This is a genomic window from Vibrio sp. 1874 (genome assembly GCF_033344395.1).
Classification (GTDB): Bacteria; Pseudomonadota; Gammaproteobacteria; order Enterobacterales; family Vibrionaceae; genus Vibrio; species Vibrio alginolyticus.
Genome location: NZ_JAWPOR010000009.1, coordinates 83,892 through 105,043, shown reverse-complemented (window position 1 = coordinate 105,043; position 21,152 = coordinate 83,892). Strand labels below are relative to the sequence as shown.

The following is a 21,152-nucleotide window of genomic DNA, read 5'->3' as shown; positions in this document are numbered from 1 at the left end:
CTCCGTTTATTGCAAGCCTTCGAAGCTGAAAGCAGAATAGTTTCAATAGTAAGACATGCCGAGAAAATTTCATTAACTTATTTCATATTAACAAACATTCACGAACCAACTGGATGATTTTCAAACAATTGAGCTTTGCTTCACTGAATTCGGATACAGGGTTTCTTCAAACCTTTTTATATTTCAGTCATTTTCATGCAAACAGGTTTGGTTACGACCATTTTCTTTTGCACGATACAGCGCAGCATCGGCACTCTTTAACCATTGAGTGTGAGTTTCAAAATAAGGCTTATACTCGCAAACACCAATACTTATCGTGTAATTAATCAAAAAATCTTCCACTTTCACGATCTCTTGCTCAATTCTTTTGCGCAAACGCTCTGCGAAATAGCAAGCTTGCTCCTGGTTTGTGTGAGGAAGTAGTACCGTAAACTCTTCACCACCAAAACGACCGCAGATGTCACTGCTTCTTGCTGTTTTTCTCAACAAGGCAGAGGTTCGACGAATGACTTCGTCCCCTGTCGGGTGACCATAAGTATCATTCACCTTCTTAAAGTGGTCGATATCGAATATTACTAATGAGCATGGTCCGTCGATAACTTTTAAGTGAGCAAACTCATCTTTCAATGATTGCTCCCAATAAGCGCGATTAAATAAACCTGTTAAACCATCTTTGCGACTGATTTCCGACAAATGTTGATTTGTTTCTTTCAAATGAATGCGATTTCTCGCAGTTTCAGAAACATCATTGACTTGAATCGCTATGTGGCTGACCTCTCCTGAAAGCCCAATTAACGGCGTGATCACGATATCTTGATACATAAAATCACTGCTGTTTGAAACCGGAGAAAAATTGTTGAACTTAAAAAGGTACGGTCGGTTTTCCCAGCTAGAAAAAGAACGAGTTTCCAGATCGGCGGCAGCTTTTATCTTGGTTTCTAGCCAAGTTCTTGGCAGCTCTTCAAAATGCTCAAATAAACATTCACCAAGAATTTCTTGTGATAGAACGCCACTGTATGACTGCATAAAACTGTTCCACACACACACTTTATACTCTTGATCCAAAACAATAAGCCCTGAATCCATCGTATCGAGAATTTGTGTGACCCAATGAAAGTCTGCTATGTCCAGCGTGATATCGGACATTAGATTAGCTCCATGATTTCATAGATAATTTCTACGGATGGCTTATCAATTAAAAACAGTACCTCGCACTCGAAATCGAGCGCTTCTGCCATGTAGGTGTATTCGATAGTAAAGAGCTCACCCAACTCGCCTTGCTCTTCACAATAAGGTGTTAAGGTATCCACAATGCCTGGCTGACGAAGTGAGAACTGCTTGTCGAGTTGATCGCCTAACGACGTGAGAAATGACGAAACCAGTAGGTTAGAGATATTCAAGATGATTTCATTATGAGGCGTAAACTCAAGGAGGTAACCTAATTTTTCCCCAATCTGATTGATATCCCTACCACGTAAGCACACCAGTGCCTCCCCGTGAATACCGCCACCGACAAACCTCTGCGCTACCGCAACGGAACTGTCACGCCCAACCACATCAACCAGTGTCATATGAAGCTCGCCGTAGGACAAAGGTCCAACATGAGGAACAGGAAGTTGGATGAACTCATGTAAATGGTCAGCCATAATCGCAGCCCCTTTACCAAGGGCAATGTTCGCAATTTCACGGAATTTGGCTAGTAAGGAAAGCTCTTCGCAACCCTGGTTTTTAGAATCAACCGAATGACTAGGTTTGAACGCATAATGCAGCCCTAATTGTTCGTATAGTGGGAGCACCTGCTCTTCTGTCAGAGGCTTAGCGATAAAAGCTTGAGCACCAAGATCGAGACAGCGCTGTTTTGCCTCTTGTTGAACATCTCCAGAAATAATGACGATTTTGGTCGGGTACTGACTAACAGGTAATGATTCGAGGACCTCAAAACCATCCATTATGGGCATCGTTAAATCGAGAAACAAAATATCGATATTTTGCTCAGCAAGAATATTAAGCGCCTCATAACCATCTTGCGCTTCAATAAGATGCAATGATGTATCTTGTACGATAGAACGCGCAATAAGCTTTCTTGCAACAGCTGAGTCATCACATATCAGTATTTTCATGCCACCAATGGAACTAACGTCAAAAAAATCATAATACCTGTTGTAAACGTTCATCTCCATATGCTAAGCCAACAAATCAGAGGCTTATAAGCGATTTGATTCACATTTATACAAATTGACTGCACTAAGAGGAAGGTTTCTTCACTAAGTATGCTCAACATAGCGCCAACTCCCTGCTATTTATCCTAAACTATTGGTGGTCAAATAGATTCGCGAGGTTTTGTATGTGGCAAGCAATATCGCAACAGCTTTCTGATACTTTATTGTTCGATTACCAGATCACGGAAAAAGTAAGGCTGTCTGGTGGGGATATCAGTGAAAGCTACATGATCAATGATGGCGAGCAACGTTATTTTGTGAAAATTAACGATCGCGAGTTTTTGTCTAAATTTGAGGTAGAAGCTGAAAGCCTGCATCTTTTGCGTGAAACATCCACCCTATTTGTACCTGAGGTGGTATTGGTTGGTAAAACCAAAAATGCCTCATTCCTAATTCTTAACTACCTTCCAACGAAACCATTAGAAGATGGTCCCAACAGCTTTAAATTTGGGCAGCAATTAGCTCACCTACACCAGTGGGGCGAGCAAAAAGAGTTTGGTTTTGATACCGACAACTATCTCGGTTCGACTCTACAGCCCAATAAATGGCACAAGAAATGGTGTGTATTCTTTGCTGAGCAACGCATAGGTTGGCAATTACAGCTCCTTAAAGAAAAAGGCGTCACCTTGGTTGATATCGATGACTTTATCGATGTCGTAAAACAGCGGCTAGCAAACCATGCTCCGGAACCTTCTTTGTTGCATGGCGATTTATGGAATGGAAATGCGGCACTCACTGCATTCGGTCCTATCTGTTACGATCCTGCGTGCTATTGGGGGGACAGGGAGTGTGATATTGCGATGACAGAGCTTTTTGGTGGATTTCAACCAGAATTTTATCAAGGCTACGAATCGGTTATGCCACTTTCTTCAAGCTATGAGGAACGTAAAGATATCTATAACCTTTACCATGTTCTCAACCATTGTAATTTGTTTGGCGGCCATTACTTGGAACAGGCTCAACTGGTTATTAATAAAATCATTTCTTATTAATTTGGAAGCCACTGCATATTTCAAGATGTAAAATCTCGAGGCACATCACTACAGAAGATCACCCTAAGCTCAAGGTTGAGTTTGGGGTCAAGTTTTGTACTTATTTCGACTCAATTAGCAACAACTCGACCTAATATCAAAGGAGACTTAACTTTGGATTGTGCCTATTTTCCTTGTAGGCAAAGTAAGTAAAGGGCTGTACTTCCTTGATGAATAGTGTGTTTAAAAGCCCTGCGAGATTAGGAGTTGTTGTATGAAAAATTATACCGAAAGGTATGTAAAGTGCCCGCATTGCGGACACTCTATCGGCATTACATTGGATGCAAGTAATGGTGACCAAGAGTTTTATGATGATTGCCCAGCTTGTTGCCACGCTATCCACCTAAATATGCGAGTGGATGAGTTACAAGATAAGGTCGAACTATTTATCGATGACAATTACGAATAACAGCTCGAGCATGTGAACATCAGAAATATAAAAACGCTTAAATGAAAAAGGAGCACTAGGCTCCTTTTTCTCATTCTAAAGCTGTTTTGCTGCAAGAACGCGCTCAACAGTATCAACAATTGCTTGAGTCTGAGGATCAAACTCAATATTAACACGCTCCCCTACTTGTCTCACTCCGAAAAGCGTTCGCTGCAAGGTTTCTGGAATTAGGTGTACTGAAAAACGACACGCTTCAACTTCACCAATAGTTAGCGAGCAGCCATCTAAACCAATGTAACCTTTCGCTAATACATATTTCATTGATTCTTGCGGCAGTTGGAACCAAATCGTGCGGTTATTGGGCGTATCGATGATATCGACAATATCTGCCGTTAAACTAATATGACCAGACATGCTATGCCCGCCTATTTCGTCACCAAACTTAGCCGCGCGCTCAATGTTTACGCTATCCCCTTCCACCAGCCGACCTAAATTAGTAAGAGCCAATGTCGCTTGCATTAAATCAAAACTGGTAAGGTTGCCTTCGATCTTAGTCACAGTTAGACAACATCCGTTGTGTGCAACGGATGCACCAATTTCTAACCCTTTACAAAGTTCATCGCTTAACTCGACAACGTGCGTTTGAAAGCGTTCTTTTTTATCAATTTTAACGACCTTCGCCGTACCCTGAACTATTCCTGTAAACATTTCTTTTTACCTATTGATTTAATACCAACTGTAGTCGAAGACTAAGCCCTAAACACTGCGCTACAGGTCGGAAATAAAGACCTCAGGCGATAAAGCCATGGCTTAATGAACACTGGTTTGTTCTCATGCATGCTTCAACATTACCATGATTCGCTGCTGTTCTCAGTAAAAGCGTATCCTTAGCGTGGAGAGCGTCCAGTCAGTGTTATCGACTATTCACTACCTAGCTATGGAATATAAACATACAATTGTTTATCATTTGCGCGGAGTTTCTCCGAGGCATTTTTTCACCTTATCGTGACTAAAATCAACCATCAGATCCGTTCACCACATCTTTTGCCCTCGAGTACTCTCATTCTTTCAACTTATTGTTCCGCTCTGGAGTATTTTTCGTGCATCGCTATAAAGAAGAAGCATCAAGTCTTATCAAATTGGCGACCCCGGTATTGATCGCATCTGTCGCTCAAACTGGTATGGGGTTTGTTGATACCGTAATGGCTGGCGGCGTTAGCGCCACCGACATGGCTGCGGTTTCTGTCGCTTCAAGTATTTGGCTACCATCCATTTTGTTTGGGGTGGGTTTATTAATGGCATTGGTCCCTGTTGTCGCACAGTTAAATGGCTCTGGTCGTCGAGTGAAAATCCCGTTTGAAATTCAGCAAGGCGTCGTTTTGGCATTGCTGATCAGTGTGCCGATAATTGCAGTCCTGCTTCAAACCCAGTTTATTCTCGGGCTGATGGATGTTGAAGCACTGATGGCTGAAAAAACGGTGGGATACATTCATGCCGTTATACTAGCAGTACCCGCTTTTTTACTTTTCCAAACGCTTAGAAGCTTTACGGATGGTATGTCATTGACGAAACCGGCAATGGTTATTGGCTTTATCGGTTTGCTGCTCAACATTCCTCTAAACTGGATTTTCGTGTACGGCAAGTTTGGTGCACCTGAATTAGGCGGTGTTGGATGTGGTGTCGCAACCACGATTGTTTACTGGGTCATGTTTGCCATGCTATTGCTGTATGTGATGACATCAGAGCGGTTGAAAAGCATCAACCTATTTGGAGAATGGCATCGCCCACAATGGAAAGCGCAAGTTCGTCTATTCAAGCTCGGCTTTCCTGTTGCAGCAGCGCTGTTTTTTGAAGTGACACTGTTTGCTGTTGTTGCACTGCTCGTTTCACCACTGGGTCCTATCATTGTGGCAGCGCATCAAGTCGCGATTAACTTCTCCTCGTTGGTATTTATGCTACCAATGAGTATTGGTGCAGCAGTAAGCATTCGTGTCGGCCATCGACTTGGTGAAGAAAACGTCGATGGCGCGCGCGTAGCGTCACGAGTCGGCATTATGGTTGGTCTAGCATTGTCCGTTCTCACAGCGATTTTAACCGTCTTGTCTCGTGAGTGGATCGCCGAGCTTTATACTAGCAACCCAGAGGTAATCACTCTAGCGATGCACCTGCTCGTGTTTGCCGCTGTTTATCAATGTACGGATGCGGTTCAAGTGATCGCAGCTGGTGCATTACGCGGCTATAAAGACATGCGAGCCATCTTCAACCGTACTTTTATTGCTTATTGGATTCTTGGCTTGCCAATTGGTTACGTCCTTGGCCGTACAGACTGGATTGTTGAGCCAATGGGAGCACAAGGCTTCTGGCTTGGTTTTATCATCGGCCTATCTTCTGCGGCCTTTATGTTAGGCGTCAGAATGCGTTGGATGCATCGCCAAGAGCCAGAAGTGCAATTGAACTTTTCAGTTCAATAAAAAGTAAAAAAAGCCAGCATCCGCTGGCTTTTTTGATCGAATAATCACACGGTTGAGTATACTTATAACAAGATTACGAAGCGGTTGATTTTGCTCTCTAGACAACGGATACGAAGTTATAAAAAAGGATATTTGTGCGGTCTATTTTATTGTTCTTAATCTTGATTCTTAATGGTTGTGATAACTGGTTCAATCCAGAGAACGCCATGTTTGATAAGTATCATCAACGTGTAGCCAATGTATTGGACGTTCCTGCTATTCCAATAGAATTACAGTCTACGGTAACGATTCCTGCGAAACGCGTTTTGTTCGAGCCATTGCCAAGGCTATCTATTGGCCTGCTAGAGAGCTATCAATTACGACAGTGCGGACTCTTCAATTTACTTGCTGAGAAAAACTCGCAACTTGGAAAGGTGCAGGATGCCTTTCATGATTTTGATTATCAAACTGCCCTTTTAAGAGTCATGCATCGATGTTTATCCGAATTTCCACTTAGCGATGAAGAACGCGCGACATTGACAGAGCTTTACTCAACCAAGTGGCAACATTTAGACATTCATCTCGACAACTTACTACTCGTAAGTGATGCCATGCAGAAGCAACTAACTGCCTCTGATTGGCTATCTCAAGACACGACGAATGATATTGCACGCATTAACGATGTCTATCGTATTTTCAGCGAAATGTATGATTTACCCCACCGCGCGGTCTCACGTCTACCCGATGTGGAAGTTACGCAATATCAAGAAGAGTTAGAGAAATCTCGTTTACTCGGACGACTTTACTATTCAATGGTAAACACATCCCTTTGGTTAAAAGCGACAACTCAGCTACTTGAGCAGAACCAGAGCAATGTATTGTGCGGGCCGAACAGAGACACCACCCAGTTCCGCTACTTAAGAAATGTCTTTCAATCCATTTACGTTGAAGAAGTGCAACCTTATTTGGCTTATTTAGACAGTACCTATCAACAACTTAATGATGGTGCCACTTTGGTGGAGAACCGTATGCAACTCCATGGTCACCAGTATGGCATAATTGAGGCACATAGGACATTTAGGCAAGAAACCCTAAACCACGTTCAGTTTTGGCAGGGTCTCTTCAAACGATGTGGCGTAACCGTTGGCAACTAGTAAGTGCAGAGCGTTCTATTCCTTCAGCCTTTCACGCAAGAATCGAGCAAAACGTGGTTTACCAGTATGTGTAAAACCGTTATATCTAAATGTAATGGTTGAACCAATTTTCGGAGGCTGGCGACGCACTTCATCGGTAAATCCGCTACCGATGTAAAACTCAATGCCATTTGGTAAGCGAACTAACATTGCTCCCATCATACCTAATAAGCGCCCTGTTCCTGGCTTATAACCCACAACTAACGCTTCATCATCTGCGTATCGTTTTAGTTTAAGCAAATCACTACCGCGTCCAGCCTGATAGCGGCTTGATACCTTCCGCAACATCACCCCTTCACCGTCGGATATTGAAATTTTATCCAACTGTGTAAACAGATGAGCTTCATTTTGAATCGCTCGATGCTCGACATATTTGATATGAGGCTGGTCGACTTCAAGCACTAAATCTTTGATGTTGTAATAACGCTTCCGATAATCACCAGCGGAATATGGCATATCAAAGATCATAAAGTCGATATGTCGCCAAGCAGACTCTACAGGAGTTTTATCTAATACCGTTTGCTGAACAAGATGGAAGTTACCTCTCCCAGCCCAAAGTTCACCGTCCAACGGATAATCAGGCAAAGGTCCTGTAAACCAATCTGGGGCGTAGATTCGATTACCATTTCTCGTCACGAGATGTTGCCCAGTCCAATAAGCGCGAACACCATCAAGTTTTTCGCTATACCAATATTCAGACACATCAATGCCATCCTGATAGCTTTGTGCAAGAGAAGCTGGTGGTGCGAGAGAAGTATCCGCTTGAAGCTGTGAAGACGCTGCCATAACAGCCAGCGCAATTAATGTCATTTTTAATGGCATAAGAAGACCTTGTACAAAAAATCGTCTTTATTGAAACGTAAGTCCTCTCGATGACCTATTTATTACTAGTTGTTCTTCGACTCATAACAATCAACATTAGTAATAATTTGCAAAGATAATCATAAACTTTAGACAGGTTTTGCATTTAGTCGTTACACGTTATTCACTTAAGGCGGATGGTTCGTCAATCGAGTTGGAATCTAATCATGACGAGATCCCCCGCTCTAATGACTTCTTTAGGTTCAACACCTCTTATAAGCAAACCATTTCTCTGTGCATTTTTGATTCTCAATTTGAGAATCAGTCCTTTCTCAAATTGAACAATATCATTAACAATATTTAACTGTTTGATTTTTCATTAATTTCAAATTGGCACGTTACCTGCTCTATATCCAATTAGAAAAACAAACGGAGACAGAGTCATGGAATTACGCAAACTAGAAATCAATCAAGACAAGTTAGCCATTGAGTTTTTTGGTGACTTAGACGCAAGTGGCTGTCGACAAGCACAACATCACATTGATGAAGTAATTCACAACAATCATCACAAAGAAGTCGAAATTAACCTACAGCACGTCCAATTTCTTGATTCTTCAGGGATTGGTGCCATTGTTTACTTATATAAGCGTCTAGTTGAACGTGAAAGAAGCATGAGTATTGAAAACGTATCAGGCCAACCTTTAGAAATCATGAGCTTGCTTCGTATCAACCATGCCATTCCCGTTAACTCAAAAGGACACTAAAAATACCGGTTTAAACGGAGGTTGGCATGGTAAATCTTATACGACGATATGCAGTAAGCGGTCTTGTTGTCGGCATGTTTGGTTGTTCGTCGTTTGACTACCCAGAACACGGGAAAGGTGGCTTGGCGGAAAGCTATCAAGATATCTCGATCGAGAATTATCAGTTTTCCCCAGTGATGCCTGACGAGCCTTTAGGTCCAGAACATGGGTTAAGGTTTGATTGGCAATTGACCAAGTTACATCTAGACGCACTAATCCAAGAGGGAGCGCGCTGGTGTTTTCCTGCGGCAGTTGTTCAGGCCCTTGAAAAACAAAATAGAATTGCGCGCGAGTTGGAAGGTGGGCTTTTACTCGACGCTGCCAACGACCTTGTGATTCAGCGTCGACGCTTAAACCAGCTCGAACAACAACTCGACTACGTACTGAGCCAAACCACTTGCACACCGCCCGATGATATTGAAGCGCTGCGTAGCGACCTAAACATAGTCTCGGATATCTATGCACTTCTTAATATCGACAACCAGTTTGCTGTCGATTCAGCTGAAATCAACCCGAAGTACATGGGACATTTGGCAGAAGCAGCCTACATTTTACGTGACCACCCTAACCTATCTCTTGTAGTAACGGGGCATGCGGATGCAACTGGAACACCCGATTACAACCAGAAACTTGCTCAAGCGCGTGCGGAACAAGTAAAGCGTTACCTAACCGTATTTGGTATCACTTCAGAGAGAGTCACTACCAAATCTGTCGGAGATAACCTGCCACTCTATGAAGGTGAAACATCCGCCGTGCGTTTAACTAATCGTCGAGTAAGCATCGAGGTTATTAGCCCTAATTCAGATAGCGATACCTCAATAAACCGCAACCCAACGGCAGGAGGCGCGCTATGAACACGATGAAACCATTTATCCTCTTAATGTTGTTGTGTCTGGTCGCGTGGGTACCTTCTTCCATAGCGGATGAGAGCAATACTGTTAAGGTCGGTGATTTAATACAGATTAACTTACCTGGAGAGGCGTCGTTAAACCAAGGGTTTCAGGTTGATCGTCGTGGACGAATTAATTTACCAGAAGTCGGCCCTGTATTAGTGGCCGGCTACAATGAACAACAACTCCAAGACGTGATTATCGACAGGCTAAAGACCGTGTATCGTGACGTTAACAACGCTCGAGTTTTTATTAAACAGCAACAGTTGTTAGTGTCCGTTCAAGGCTACGTGGTCAAACCCGGTGAATATACCTTACCTTCTGGGTCCAACATTCAAATGTTTGTGTACGAAGCTGGCGGCCTGCGCGCTGGGGCTCAGCTTGATAAAATGATCGTGAAACGTGGAAATAAAAACATTGAATTTGACTACAAACGCTTCCTTGATACGGGTGACAATAGCCAACTGCCAAAACTAGAATCACTGGATGTCTTATTTGTCCCCGCTTCCCCACTCGTAGGGAATATTGAGCAAGAGTTTGATGCAGCAAAACTCGCGAATTCAGGTGACAGCGCAGATTCCGCTCGTGCAATCAAAGTCTTTGGTGAAGTCAACGCACCTGGCTCGTTCTCATACAAGCCAAACACCACGCTAGTTGATGTCGTAATGCGAGCTGGCGGCGTGACACGATATGCCAGTGTTGAGCAAATTCGCGTGATAACAAACAATAACCCAACCATGTTTAACCTGAAAAAGTACCTTGATACTGGAGACCAAAGCCTATTGCCGGAGATCCTGCCAGGTGCCACCATCTTTGTCCCAAAACAGGAAGAAGAAATCAAAGCAGGTGCAAATGTGGTTTACGTGATGGGTGAAGTCGCCCATCCTGGGGCATACGAAGGCAAGCAAGGCGCTAGCTTCATGGATATCCTCGCCAACGCTGGCGGGCCCACTCGCTACGCAGAATCTCGCCAAATTCGCGTTATAAAAGCCGATGGCAAAGTAATCAAATTCGATCTTACCGCGCATACAGAAGGACTATCTTCAGCCAGACCACCAAATGTTGGACCGGGAGACGCGATTTTCGTACCGGAGAAAACCGATTTCAATGAGAAGTCTTGGTTAAAAGTAGCACCTAGTCGAGCGGTCGCAGTGATGGGAGAAGTTGTTCGCCCTGGACGCATCGAGTGGTCAGACGAAATGGATTTGATTGACCTGCTTGCACACGTTGGAGGCCCAACTCGACGAGCTGATACCACCAAAATTGAAGTCGCCAATAACGGTCAAATGACACAATTTGACTTAGACCAATACATTCTGGATGGCTCACCAACATCAAGCCTACCTCAAGTTTCCGCTGGTACAGTCGTAAGGGTACATGCATTGCCTGACGACCCATCCGATAATAAGTCGCAATGGGTAAGCCAAAGCTCTGACGCATCGATATACGTTTTCGGGCAAATCAATGCACCTGGGCGCTATCGTTTCACCGAAGATATGCATTTTCTGGATATTTTGTCTGCCGCCGATGGACCGACAATGGATGCAGATATTCACAACATCCGTGTCACACACCGAGGCCTAGGTTATGCCAAAGTGAGTAAATTGAATTTATCGATGTACTTTGAAACAGGCGATGAGTCAATTCTGCCCCACGTTCGTCCCGGTGATACCATTTACATTCCAGAAAAAAACAAAAACTGGTTAGATCGTTCAAAAGAGTCCACGGTACGCGTATTAGGTGAAGTAAGAGACCCAGGGCGGTACGTATTCAATGACAACATGACTGTGCTTGATCTCTTAGCGGAAGCAGGAGGACCAACTGATAATGCCTACCTTGAAAAGATCAGTGTGGTCAATATGTCTTGCTGCCAAGGCCAAGCCCGAACATTTGATTTGGTGAACTTTAGTAAAACAGCCAACATTTATGAGCTGCCAGTCATTCGCGCAGGCGACACAATTTACATTCCCCATAAAGACGAAAGCTTTGTTGAAAAAGCGAGGGCCGGACTAAGAGATATTTTACAAATCACCACAACCATCGTGTTAATAGGAGCGTTGTAATGACTATTCCTGCAACTCACGCTGAGATTGAGCAAATTTATCTTCAGAGTGAACAGAAAGGCCACAAAACGATTTGTGTTGTGGGTTGTAAATCTGAAGATGGTGTCACTTCCGTGGCTTCATCTCTTGCAGAGCGCTTGGTTTTAGCAGGCCACAATACTTTGTATGTAGACCTTAACTTATTCAAACCCGCTTATCACACTGTTCACGAATTTGATGATGACGAGAAGGTTGGCCATTTGATCACACGAGAGAATACACACCAAACTTTAGTCGGCCTCCCTGCTCCATCTCTCGCCAGTACTCAGTTAGCGTACCGAGACCCAACAACGCTGAAACAAAACATTGCACAATGGTTAACGCAGTACGAGCGCGTCGTGATAGATACATCACCACTTCTCAGTGTCAACCGAAGCAATATTGCGCCTCAAGTGATTGCTGGCGTATGTGATGCTACTTTGTTAGTAGCGCATTATGGCTCTACGACTGCAACCCAGCTCGAGCAAGCCAAAAAGCTACTCGATGCTAGCGATGCGAACTTGATTGGTTCTGTACTGAACATGAAGCACACTCCAAGCCTGAAAGATGAGTTAATCCGCCAAGTTTCCAAGCTGCGTTTCTTACCAAAAAAGTGGAAAGAAAAACTGTCTCAGCAAATTAAAAAAAGCGAACTGTTTATGTTATAGGGAGCGCTATTATGACGATAAATAACACATTGACTATCGAGCAAGAATTAGTGGATGAGCATATTCTTCAGCAAATGATCAAAGATACGTGCGCCGAAATCATCCCTACCTTGATTGATCACTATGTCGAAGAGTCACGCGATCGCATGGAGAAAATAGAGCAAGCATTAAGCACAAAAGACCTTCAAACATTAGAGTTCGAGGTTCACACACTGGGCAGTTCTGCTCTCGCTCTAGGCAATCGAACGCTTTCAAGACAAGCAAGAATGATTGAGAAGTACTGTGTCGAAGGAAAAATACCAAAAGCATTGGAGCTTTGTGAAACACTTCCTCAACTCGCCAATGAATCGTTTGATGCGTTAGAAAAGCGAAAAGCTCAAGGGTTTGAGTAGTATCAGTGTCTTACTCCCTAGCGAAGCATCGCGTTTGATAAAGCGCGATGCCGACATCATCTCAGAAATTTAGGCTCCAAATTCAGTCATCCTCGCCAAGCCACACACCTTGAAATTATTTGGGCATAACTTAATCAATTAAAAAGTATGGATTTTTCGCAAATTTCCTACCTTGTGCTAATACTTAAATAACGCTTTTCTCAAATTGAGAATTTTCAGCACTAGAGAGCTATAAACCACTCATAATGCCAAATAGTAGTGCTGACAAAAATCATAAAAAATGAAACAAACTACGTTGGGATGGGACTATGAGACCAAGGGTATTACTGGTAGAGGACTCTACTTCACTAGCCATACTTTATAAGCAGTATGTGAAAGACGAACCTTATGACATTTTTCATGTCGAGACAGGTCGCGAAGCGATTCAATTTATTGAAAGAAGCAAACCTCAGCTCATCATTCTCGATTTGAAACTGCCCGACATGTCTGGCGAAGACGTGCTGGATTGGATCAACCAGAATGACATTCCTACGTCCGTTATTATTGCTACGGCACACGGCAGCGTCGACTTAGCCGTTAATCTAATTCAAAAAGGTGCGGAAGATTTCTTAGAAAAGCCCATAAACGCTGATCGCCTAAAAACGTCAGTTGCATTGCACCTTAAACGCGCCAAATTGGAAGATTTGGTGGAAAATATTCAGTCCAAGTTTGATCGCCACAACTATCACGGATTCATCGGTTCAAGCCTCCCGATGCAGGCGGTATACAAGACCATTGATGCTGTTGCGCCAACTTCTGCCAGTGTGTTTATTGTGGGAGAAAGCGGCACAGGTAAAGAAGTTTGTGCTGAAGCTGTCCACCGCCAGAGTGACCGTAAAGACAAGCCTTTTATTGCAATTAACTGTGGGGCTATTCCACGAGATTTGATGGAAAGTGAGATTTTTGGTCACGTTAAAGGGGCCTTTACTGGAGCAACAACAGATCGAAAAGGTGCGGCGACGCTGGCACATGGTGGCACGCTTTTTCTTGATGAGCTGTGTGAAATGGAACTTGAGATGCAAAAGAAGTTGCTCCGCTTTCTACAAACGGGCACTTACACCCCTCTTGGTGGCACTCGAGAAATGAAAGTGGATGTGAGAATCATTTGTGCCACTAACCGAGATCCATTAACAGAAGTAGAAGAAGGTCGTTTTCGTGAAGACTTATACTACCGTGTGCACGTTATACCTATCGATATGCCCCCATTACGTGAACGAGGAAGTGACATCGTCACGCTTGCCAAGCACTTCTTGACCACTTACGCCAAACAGGACAAAAAGAAATTCTCAACAATCGACAGTGAAGCTCAACATATCATCAAGCATTACGAATGGCCGGGTAATGTAAGGCAACTACAAAACATCATACGTAACATTGTGGTGCTTAATAACGACGAAAAAGTCACGGTGAGCCACCTACCCGCTCAACTCACTAAAAAGTCAAAAGTTACGAAAACAACGACACCTGCGCATGTTGCTCAAGAGTCAGCAAACATTGCACCAATCACACCACCACCTGTTTATACTGAGGAACCTTCACCTTCTGCGGTCGAACCGTCGATTACCGCAGCGGAGCTGCCTGGTACACCGTCCTCTGCTGCTACCTCACCGTACTTTAACTCTGATGGAACCATTCGCCCTATGTGGCAAGTAGAGCGTGAAGCAATTCAAAACGCAATTGCGTACTGTGATGGCAACGTCCTCAACGCCGCTGTCATGCTGGAGTTAAGCCCATCTACGGTTTACCGAAAAAAACAAGCGTGGGAAGCGGATGAAATTAATCTCGAACAATCTTGATAAACCTGCCATTGGTGAAATTTGGATCTTGCTTGATAGCCGTCTATTCGGTGGCATTGAAAGTCACGTTATCGAGCTAGCTCGGGGATTAATAGCCTTTGGACACAAAGCTCGAGTTGTGCTAACCACTGAGTATTCACCAGCTGCTCAGATTGTACAGAAGGCAAAAGAAGCCGCGATCCCTGTGAGTTACTTAAACTATTTGTCTGGCGAGCCCAATAAAGCTTTAAAAATTAAACACCTAACAAGCGCCGTCGCCAATCACCAACCCTCAGTGGTTCACTCCCATGGTTATAAAGCGTCGATTTTGTCGCGCTGCGCCAAACTGCTCACCCGTACGTTTCCTCGTTTGATTTCAACTTATCATGCTGGTGAATCGTCCTCAGGGAAGCTATGGCTATACGATTGGCTTGATAGAAGCTCAGGCAGCCTATCTGACTATTGCTTTGCTGTCAGTCCAAGTATTCAGCGCAAAGTTTTTTGTTCTTCAGAACTGCTGAATAACTTTGTTTCGATTCCCAACAGTCAACTCAACTATCAGGAGATCGCTTTTGTCGGCCGATTGAGTCAGGAAAAAGGCGCCGATCAATTTATTGAGGTAGCGAGGCTCTGTCCAACATTACAGTTTAGTGTGTACGGTGATGGCCCAGAAAAAGAATCGCTTAATCAAACTGCCCCTCCAAATGTGACTTTCTTCGGCCATCAAACCGATATGGAAGGTGTTTGGGAAAATATCAGCGTACTTATCATCTCTTCTCGTTATGAGGGTCTTCCAATGGCGGCGCTTGAAGCCATGTCGAGAGGCATTGCCGTGATGAGCTTACGTGTAGGTCGTCTTCCAGATATTATCCAAACGGGTAAAAATGGTTTTATCGTCGAAGACATTCCCTCTCTTGCTAAATGTCTTCATGACTGGATGTCGATTGGTGAAGCGCTACAATCACTCATTCGCCAGAATGCTCGACAAACCATCATTGATGATTTCTCAGCGCAAAGTGTGATTCCCGTATTGCTACAAAAATATCAAATTGAAACGGATCACTAATCCATATTGGTTCTCAATATGAGAATGATGAGTTCCAAACATAAATATCATATAAGATTCAATCACATAAACTAATGGCATATTTTGGCATCTCTATTGCAGCTCAGCAGTTAACGCAGATTAATGATGAGACAGAGGTGACTTATGACTACGCCAAAACGCATTCTATATGTTCATTATGGTGATAATTGGATTCGCGGCAGTGAAGTGGTGCTTCTGGATCTCATTTCAGGAATCGACCGCGATAAGTTTGAGCCATTCGTATGGTCCAACTGCCAACCATTAATCGATAAGTGCCAATCGCTCGGAATTGAAGCGGAACATTCAGCCTTCAATTTGGTGGGTGGTTGGAGCGCTCCGCGCTGGGATATTAGCGGTTGGAATAGCCTTATCAAACAAGGCTCAGATTTGATCGAAAAGCACAACATCGACTTGGTACACGTCAATAGCGGCGGCCCTTGTCAATGGATGTGTTTGGCTGCTCGCATGAATCATATACCACTTGTCACGCAACTTCATTGCCATTATACATTGCGCGATCGCTTCTCTCTCGGACTTCACCTCTCTCCAAAATTGATTTGCGTTAGCAAAGATGTTGGACGCGAAATTCTTCAGGACGGCTACCCACAAAACCAACTTCATGTCGTACACAACGGCGTGTCACTTCAAGGCGTGGATACACCCATAGACATTAAAGATCGCCTCGGAATCCCATCACAGGCCTTTACCTTTCTGTCGGTGGGTTCGCTGATTAAGCGCAAAGGGTTTGACCGCCTTATTCGGGCAATGCGCATGCACAACTACCACCACCACAACCCTCACCTTGTTATTGTTGGTGACGGCGAAGAAAGAGAAGCACTGCAACAGCTTGCCGCAGATCTTGGTATCCAAGAACGAGTGCACTTTGTCGGAGAGCAACACAATGCCGGAGCGTGGATGTGTGGTAATGCAGACGCTTTTATTAGCGGCGCCTATGAAGAGGCTTTTGGTCTCGTGCTCGGGGAAGCGGCTTTAGCTCAACTGCCTATCGTGGCTCCTAAAACGGGAGGCATTCCTGAGTTGTTCGAGCATAATCACTCTGCATTGCTGTACCAGAACAGTGGAATGGCGAGCCTGTTAAACGCGATTCAACAAGTCATGCAAGACGCGGCATTAAGAAACAAGCTGGCGGAAAACGCTTACCTACATGCTAGCCAGCACTTAACGACGACTGCATCTATCAACGCTATTGAACGTATTTACGAAGGTGAACTTAATAACAACGCCATTACACCAATGCCAATGACTCACTGCATGAAGCCTCTTTCACGCTGGTTGAGCATCAATTGAGGAGCCCGGTCATGAAACGTGTATTGATGTTCGACGCCATCCCAATGCAAGGTGGATCCAAAATCGCGAATGCAGAGCTCCTTAAGCAGTGCGATAAGCTGAGCGTGATTGGTTACCTACTCACTACAAATCCAGAGCATTGGGCGTCACTGCTTAGTGATACACCGCGTGTGCAAGTTATAAAAATAAAACCGTCACCATTTAACTCGACTCATGGCCTGACCTACTGGTTGATGAACGCTTACTACTTTCTCCAACTTCTCTACGCGTGCATGAAGCTTCCAAAGATAGATAGCTTTTTGGGCCTATCTTGCCCAAGTAATGATATGCCTTTGTACTTACTACGATTAATTAGCAAAAAGCCTGTGGTACAGATGGTTCATGGCCCTATTGGACGATCGAGATCTGCTGGCTACTGCTTAGTAAAAGCATCGGCAATTTACTACTTGGCAAACACCCGCGAATCAATGGTAGAAGCATTACAGGCCTACCTCAAAACAGAGAAGCCAGCCACCGAACGCTATTGGTGTGGTTTGAATACATCTACGTTTGTTAATGGATTATCGAAAGATCGCTGGCCAAAACAAGCGAATCCGATTTCAAGCCGCGTTTTCTGGGCAGCTAGCTTACTAAAATGGAAGAACATCGATCTTTTGCTTGATGCTTTAACACTTGATGAGTCGAAAAAGATCAAATCCACCGTGTGTTACATCAAACCTAACGTGGCAGGTGTGGAATATTCAACACCGGACTTCAACACACAAGGTGTTGAATGGCATGAATGCCCAAACAACTTAGATGAATTGCGTTCACAGTGTGGTGTGTTTGTTTCCACCAGTCTCAACGAACCTTTTGGGTTATCTATTTTGGAGGCTCTCGCTGCAGGTATGTGTGTCGTCATTCCACATGATGATAGTTATTGGGACCGCGTGTTAACTCACGGCCGAAATTGTATTAAATACACGCCTAACAATGTGGCTTCGCTACACAACGCAATTCGCCTTTTGAATGAATCGCCGTGGATGAAAGTAACGATGGGTATCGAAGCACTCAATGTTTCTCAACTATACACAGCCGAACGTTGTTATTTGCCAATCGCCCAGCACCTTGCTGCCGAAATTGCTACCAACAATGATTGCACACTCAAGACACCGCGAGACATCAAAGGATATGATCATGTCTAAAGCAATGACCAACATGACGCTATTTGCTATCGCCTTAGTGATCAATAAAAGCATCAGCCTAATCATGCTGCCTGTATTGCCCCACTTTCTCTCACCAGAACAAATGGGCAAGCTTGAGCTTCTAACAACCTTTGGTGTTGTTACGACCTTGTTTGTCAGTTTCGCTTTGCATGAAGCGCTTTATCGATTCGTCGGCGTTGAAAAGGATCAAAATACGCGCACAAGCCTACTAAACCAGCTGTACTCACTTGCTTTACTCATCGCTGGCGTCGTCGCTCTTAGCTTGCTCACTATCATTTTAATCGCCCCCATTCCCGCGCCTTTTACGCGAGTCGAATTTGCTATTGTTATGTTTGCCATCGTTCTAGAAGGCAGTATTGCAATCGGCACTGCCTGGTTAAGAACACAAGACGACAAAGCAAGAACACTGCTTAACGTCATGGTCACTACCACCATTTTTCAGGTCATTTTTATCGTCGCGGCGCTGTCTGTTCATCCCCATGTTATTTCTGTTTTGTGGGGGGGCTTGTTGGCTGCTATTACTCAATTTGTTTGGCTGCACATCGTTAACCGTTACAATGTCACCCTTCCTAAGCTGACATTGGCAAAACAATACCTAAACTACTGCCTACCAATGATGATGGCCGGTTTAGTAGCATTTTGTCTCAATGGCGCTGAACGCTGGTTCATTGGTGCCAACACTTCTCTTGCGACGTTAGGGATTTACGCGATAGCGGTAAAATTTGCAGTGGGCATGTGTATTTTAGTGCAGCCGTTTGGCATGTGGTGGATGCCACGTCGATTTAACTACTTAGAAGGGCGCAAGAGCACTGAAGCAGTGCGCATCACACACTTAGGTATGATTTACATTACAGGTTTGAGTGTAGTGGTCGGCACATTAGCAATGGTGATGATCACCTACTTACTGCCAGAAACCTATCATGAGGCGGTACTATTCAGCTTATTCTTGCTACCTATCGCCATGTTAAAAGAATGGAGTGAGTTGATTAACATCTCCATTTTGTACAAGCGTCGTACTCGCTGGCTACTGGGTATAAATGTCGTCTCTGCGTGCGTTGCGATTGCTTTGCTGTTTGGCTTATCTTCTCTGGGTATTTATGGGGTGTTCATTGCGCTTTATTACGCACAACTGTGTAAGTTGGGCCTGACTTATGTAGTAGGCCAACAATGTATGACGTTGCCTTTTCACCTCAGTCTGATGGTTTTATTACAGATTATATCCGGTGTGGCACTGTTCCTGCTTCACTCTTCACAATCAATAGGAATCGCCATCGCAATTTGCATTTTGACATGCAGTTTGCTGGCAGGGATAGCCACTCGCTACATGAGTAAAGAGACGCTCAATGCTCTCACTCGATACATAGTGAAACGGCGTGGACAGGTGAAGAGATACTCGTTATGAATGAAACCAAGGTGAGAACAAAACAGTCCATCGCAGCACTGACGATTACAGTCTGTATCGGCCTGCTTTGGATTGTTATGCCTCATCCCATTTTGATTGTTGCGTTGTGTTTCGCACCACTCGCGTTACTGTTTGTTCTCAATCAAACGTTTTGGCTTGTCACACTGTTCGTTATTTTTTCATTCTTTCGTATTCACGAAGCCTTTCCTGTTATCTATAACTTCAAGATCCCATTACTCTTATCACTGGGGGCACTCGCCGCACTCTCTTTTCACCTTCTTATAAGCCGCCAGATTACAGCTTTTTGGCACCCTTCATTAAAGTGGCTGTGTATATTTTGGGGTCTGGTGATCATCGGAATCATATTCGCTTCCAGTCGTGATATCGCAATAACGGTGTTCAAAAACACCTATTGGAAAATCATCATTATGACGTTGGCCATCACCTGGCTTATTACTAAACCTTCACAGCTCGCTCAGATGTCAAAAGCAATTATTTTCGCCGGATTATTGATTGGTCTAGTGGCATTACAAAACGCAGCGAATGGCATTGATTTAGTCGAAGGAACGCGCGTGTCGATAGGACGATCCATAGGTTCCGTACTTGGCGATCCTAACGATTTGGCACTAGTGCTGATGTTTCCCCTTGCCTTTACCGTTAGTCAATTGATGGAGAAGCATTCCCCCAAGCATCTCAGGCTCTTTGCCCTTATCACCTGTTTGGTTTTGTTCTTTGCGATCATTGAGACGCAGAGCCGCGGTGGGTTACTAGGTTCACTGTCTGTATTTGCCTACTTTGCTTTTAAACACATCAAAAGCAAAACATTAGTCTTGGTACTAGGCGCCATCGCAGCGATCGTACTCTACGCATTCGCTGGTATTTCAGGACGAGAATCGGGGGGAGCCGCTGAGGATGGTATAGATGCCTCTGCGATGGGGCGACTTTATGCGTGGGAAGCGGCATTTAAAATGGCACTGCATCACCCGTTGACTGGCGTAGGTCTAGATAACTTCTACTTTAATTACTATTTCTACAGCCCACACTGGGATGGTATCAACCACGCCGTCCATAGTACTTGGTTTGGCGTGTTAGCAGAAACGGGTTTTGTCGGGCTCGCGGTGTTCATTACTTTAATTGTGTCATTGATCCGCACCTCTTTGCATTCCATCTCATTGCTGACACCAAAATCAGATTACACCCTCTCTGTAGGAGCAAACGCCGTGTTAAGTGGGCTTATCGGTACCATCGTATCAGGCACGTTTCTGACTCAAGGTTTCACTTGGCCAATTTACATTCTAGCGGCATTAACAGTTGTCGTTAGCCGAATTGTTCAAAGTGACTGTCAAAATGAGAAATCCTAGTTTCAAACATAAACAAAACCCATAAATCACTGTTTTAAAATGGCTAATTCCTTGGCACG

At 44.1% G+C, this 21,152-nt stretch carries 19 protein-coding genes; 15 read left to right on the top strand and 4 right to left on the bottom strand.

Going from position 1 to position 21,152, the window contains the following annotated elements:
* Positions 1–183 precede the first annotated feature (183 nt).
* Entirely contained in the window at positions 184–1,146 is a 963-nt protein-coding gene (locus tag R8N46_RS16310; protein ID WP_025766666.1) for a GGDEF domain-containing protein, read from the bottom strand.
* A complete protein-coding gene (locus R8N46_RS16305) occupies positions 1,146–2,120 on the bottom strand; it encodes a response regulator (protein WP_021033872.1) in 975 nt (324 codons plus the stop codon). The genes R8N46_RS16310 and R8N46_RS16305 overlap by 1 nt, the downstream gene beginning before the upstream one ends.
* 224 nt (positions 2,121–2,344) lie before the next feature.
* Here R8N46_RS16305 and R8N46_RS16300 point away from each other — a divergent pair, with 224 nt between their 5' ends.
* Complete coding sequence (locus tag R8N46_RS16300; protein ID WP_005377623.1) at positions 2,345–3,211, top strand: fructosamine kinase family protein; 867 nt, start codon at positions 2,345–2,347, stop codon at positions 3,209–3,211.
* Between the two features lie 253 nt (positions 3,212–3,464).
* Entirely contained in the window at positions 3,465–3,659 is a 195-nt protein-coding gene (locus tag R8N46_RS16295) for a CPXCG motif-containing cysteine-rich protein (protein ID WP_017634925.1), read from the top strand.
* Positions 3,660–3,734: 75 nt separating this feature from the next.
* Here the strand turns inward: R8N46_RS16295 and R8N46_RS16290 are convergent, their stop codons facing one another.
* Complete coding sequence (locus tag R8N46_RS16290) at positions 3,735–4,346, bottom strand: riboflavin synthase (RefSeq protein ID WP_053303079.1); 612 nt, start codon at positions 4,344–4,346, stop codon at positions 3,735–3,737.
* A gap of 392 nt (positions 4,347–4,738) precedes the next feature.
* Between R8N46_RS16290 and R8N46_RS16285 the strand changes: the two genes are divergently transcribed.
* Positions 4,739–6,109 (top strand): MATE family efflux transporter, encoded by a 1,371-nt coding sequence (locus R8N46_RS16285; RefSeq protein ID WP_005377626.1) that lies wholly within the window; start codon positions 4,739–4,741, stop codon positions 6,107–6,109.
* Positions 6,110–6,243: 134 nt separating this feature from the next.
* Entirely contained in the window at positions 6,244–7,242 is a 999-nt protein-coding gene (locus tag R8N46_RS16280; protein ID WP_213972491.1) for a DUF3080 domain-containing protein, read from the top strand.
* 15 nt (positions 7,243–7,257) lie between these two features.
* Here the strand turns inward: R8N46_RS16280 and R8N46_RS16275 are convergent, their stop codons facing one another.
* The gene (locus tag R8N46_RS16275) at positions 7,258–8,103 is read right to left on the bottom strand and encodes a DNA ligase (protein WP_213972490.1); all 846 of its coding nucleotides are present in this window, start codon (positions 8,101–8,103) and stop codon (positions 7,258–7,260) included.
* 422 nt (positions 8,104–8,525) lie between these two features.
* Here R8N46_RS16275 and R8N46_RS16270 point away from each other — a divergent pair, with 422 nt between their 5' ends.
* From R8N46_RS16270 to R8N46_RS16220, 11 genes are all read left to right on the top strand, one after another.
* On the top strand, positions 8,526–8,846 hold the full coding sequence (locus tag R8N46_RS16270; protein WP_017634929.1) for an STAS domain-containing protein: 321 nt from the start codon (positions 8,526–8,528) through the stop codon (positions 8,844–8,846).
* 26 nt (positions 8,847–8,872) lie between these two features.
* Positions 8,873–9,739 carry an OmpA family protein gene (locus tag R8N46_RS16265; RefSeq protein WP_005377631.1) on the top strand — a complete coding sequence of 289 codons (867 nt, stop codon included), beginning with the start codon at positions 8,873–8,875 and terminating at the stop codon, positions 9,737–9,739.
* Complete coding sequence (locus tag R8N46_RS16260) at positions 9,736–11,838, top strand: SLBB domain-containing protein (RefSeq protein WP_017820662.1); 2,103 nt, start codon at positions 9,736–9,738, stop codon at positions 11,836–11,838. The genes R8N46_RS16265 and R8N46_RS16260 overlap by 4 nt, the downstream gene beginning before the upstream one ends.
* Positions 11,838–12,524: an AAA family ATPase gene (locus tag R8N46_RS16255; protein WP_005377635.1), complete on the top strand. Its 687-nt coding sequence runs from the start codon at positions 11,838–11,840 to the stop codon at positions 12,522–12,524. The genes R8N46_RS16260 and R8N46_RS16255 overlap by 1 nt, the downstream gene beginning before the upstream one ends.
* A gap of 11 nt (positions 12,525–12,535) precedes the next feature.
* Positions 12,536–12,916, top strand: coding sequence for an Hpt domain-containing protein (locus R8N46_RS16250; RefSeq protein ID WP_005377636.1), 381 nt, complete (start codon positions 12,536–12,538; stop codon positions 12,914–12,916).
* 308 nt (positions 12,917–13,224) lie between these two features.
* The gene (locus R8N46_RS16245) at positions 13,225–14,751 is read left to right on the top strand and encodes a sigma-54-dependent transcriptional regulator (RefSeq protein WP_085569876.1); all 1,527 of its coding nucleotides are present in this window, start codon (positions 13,225–13,227) and stop codon (positions 14,749–14,751) included.
* Positions 14,726–15,796, top strand: a complete 1,071-nt coding sequence (locus R8N46_RS16240) for a glycosyltransferase family 4 protein (RefSeq protein WP_213972489.1) — start codon at positions 14,726–14,728, stop codon at positions 15,794–15,796. Before R8N46_RS16245 ends, R8N46_RS16240 begins: the two co-directional genes overlap by 26 nt.
* Positions 15,797–15,940: 144 nt before the next feature.
* A complete protein-coding gene (locus R8N46_RS16235) occupies positions 15,941–17,125 on the top strand; it encodes a glycosyltransferase (RefSeq protein WP_086046751.1) in 1,185 nt (394 codons plus the stop codon).
* 11 nt (positions 17,126–17,136) lie between these two features.
* A complete protein-coding gene (locus R8N46_RS16230) occupies positions 17,137–18,309 on the top strand; it encodes a glycosyltransferase (protein WP_104979163.1) in 1,173 nt (390 codons plus the stop codon).
* Complete coding sequence (locus R8N46_RS16225) at positions 18,302–19,732, top strand: lipopolysaccharide biosynthesis protein (protein WP_017820656.1); 1,431 nt, start codon at positions 18,302–18,304, stop codon at positions 19,730–19,732. The genes R8N46_RS16230 and R8N46_RS16225 overlap by 8 nt, the downstream gene beginning before the upstream one ends.
* Entirely contained in the window at positions 19,729–21,093 is a 1,365-nt protein-coding gene (locus R8N46_RS16220) for an O-antigen ligase family protein (protein ID WP_192947917.1), read from the top strand. The genes R8N46_RS16225 and R8N46_RS16220 overlap by 4 nt, the downstream gene beginning before the upstream one ends.
* The last annotated feature ends 59 nt before the right edge of the window (positions 21,094–21,152 follow it).

What these genes read in the sequence shown, in the direction of transcription:
- R8N46_RS16310 (WP_025766666.1), bottom strand. Translation starts at nt 1,146, where the DNA reads ATGTCCGATATCACGCTGGACATAGCAGACTTTCATTGGGTCACACAA.
- R8N46_RS16305 (WP_021033872.1), bottom strand. Translation starts at nt 2,120, where the DNA reads ATGAAAATACTGATATGTGATGACTCAGCTGTTGCAAGAAAGCTTATT.
- R8N46_RS16300 (WP_005377623.1), top strand. Translation starts at nt 2,345, where the DNA reads ATGTGGCAAGCAATATCGCAACAGCTTTCTGATACTTTATTGTTCGAT.
- R8N46_RS16295 (WP_017634925.1), top strand. Translation starts at nt 3,465, where the DNA reads ATGAAAAATTATACCGAAAGGTATGTAAAGTGCCCGCATTGCGGACAC.
- R8N46_RS16290 (WP_053303079.1), bottom strand. Translation starts at nt 4,346, where the DNA reads ATGTTTACAGGAATAGTTCAGGGTACGGCGAAGGTCGTTAAAATTGAT.
- R8N46_RS16275 (WP_213972490.1), bottom strand. Translation starts at nt 8,103, where the DNA reads ATGCCATTAAAAATGACATTAATTGCGCTGGCTGTTATGGCAGCGTCT.
- R8N46_RS16270 (WP_017634929.1), top strand. Translation starts at nt 8,526, where the DNA reads ATGGAATTACGCAAACTAGAAATCAATCAAGACAAGTTAGCCATTGAG.
- R8N46_RS16265 (WP_005377631.1), top strand. Translation starts at nt 8,873, where the DNA reads ATGGTAAATCTTATACGACGATATGCAGTAAGCGGTCTTGTTGTCGGC.
- R8N46_RS16260 (WP_017820662.1), top strand. Translation starts at nt 9,736, where the DNA reads ATGAACACGATGAAACCATTTATCCTCTTAATGTTGTTGTGTCTGGTC.
- R8N46_RS16255 (WP_005377635.1), top strand. Translation starts at nt 11,838, where the DNA reads ATGACTATTCCTGCAACTCACGCTGAGATTGAGCAAATTTATCTTCAG.
- R8N46_RS16250 (WP_005377636.1), top strand. Translation starts at nt 12,536, where the DNA reads ATGACGATAAATAACACATTGACTATCGAGCAAGAATTAGTGGATGAG.
- R8N46_RS16245 (WP_085569876.1), top strand. Translation starts at nt 13,225, where the DNA reads ATGAGACCAAGGGTATTACTGGTAGAGGACTCTACTTCACTAGCCATA.
- R8N46_RS16240 (WP_213972489.1), top strand. Translation starts at nt 14,726, where the DNA reads ATGAAATTAATCTCGAACAATCTTGATAAACCTGCCATTGGTGAAATT.
- R8N46_RS16235 (WP_086046751.1), top strand. Translation starts at nt 15,941, where the DNA reads ATGACTACGCCAAAACGCATTCTATATGTTCATTATGGTGATAATTGG.
- R8N46_RS16230 (WP_104979163.1), top strand. Translation starts at nt 17,137, where the DNA reads ATGAAACGTGTATTGATGTTCGACGCCATCCCAATGCAAGGTGGATCC.
- R8N46_RS16225 (WP_017820656.1), top strand. Translation starts at nt 18,302, where the DNA reads ATGTCTAAAGCAATGACCAACATGACGCTATTTGCTATCGCCTTAGTG.
- R8N46_RS16220 (WP_192947917.1), top strand. Translation starts at nt 19,729, where the DNA reads ATGAATGAAACCAAGGTGAGAACAAAACAGTCCATCGCAGCACTGACG.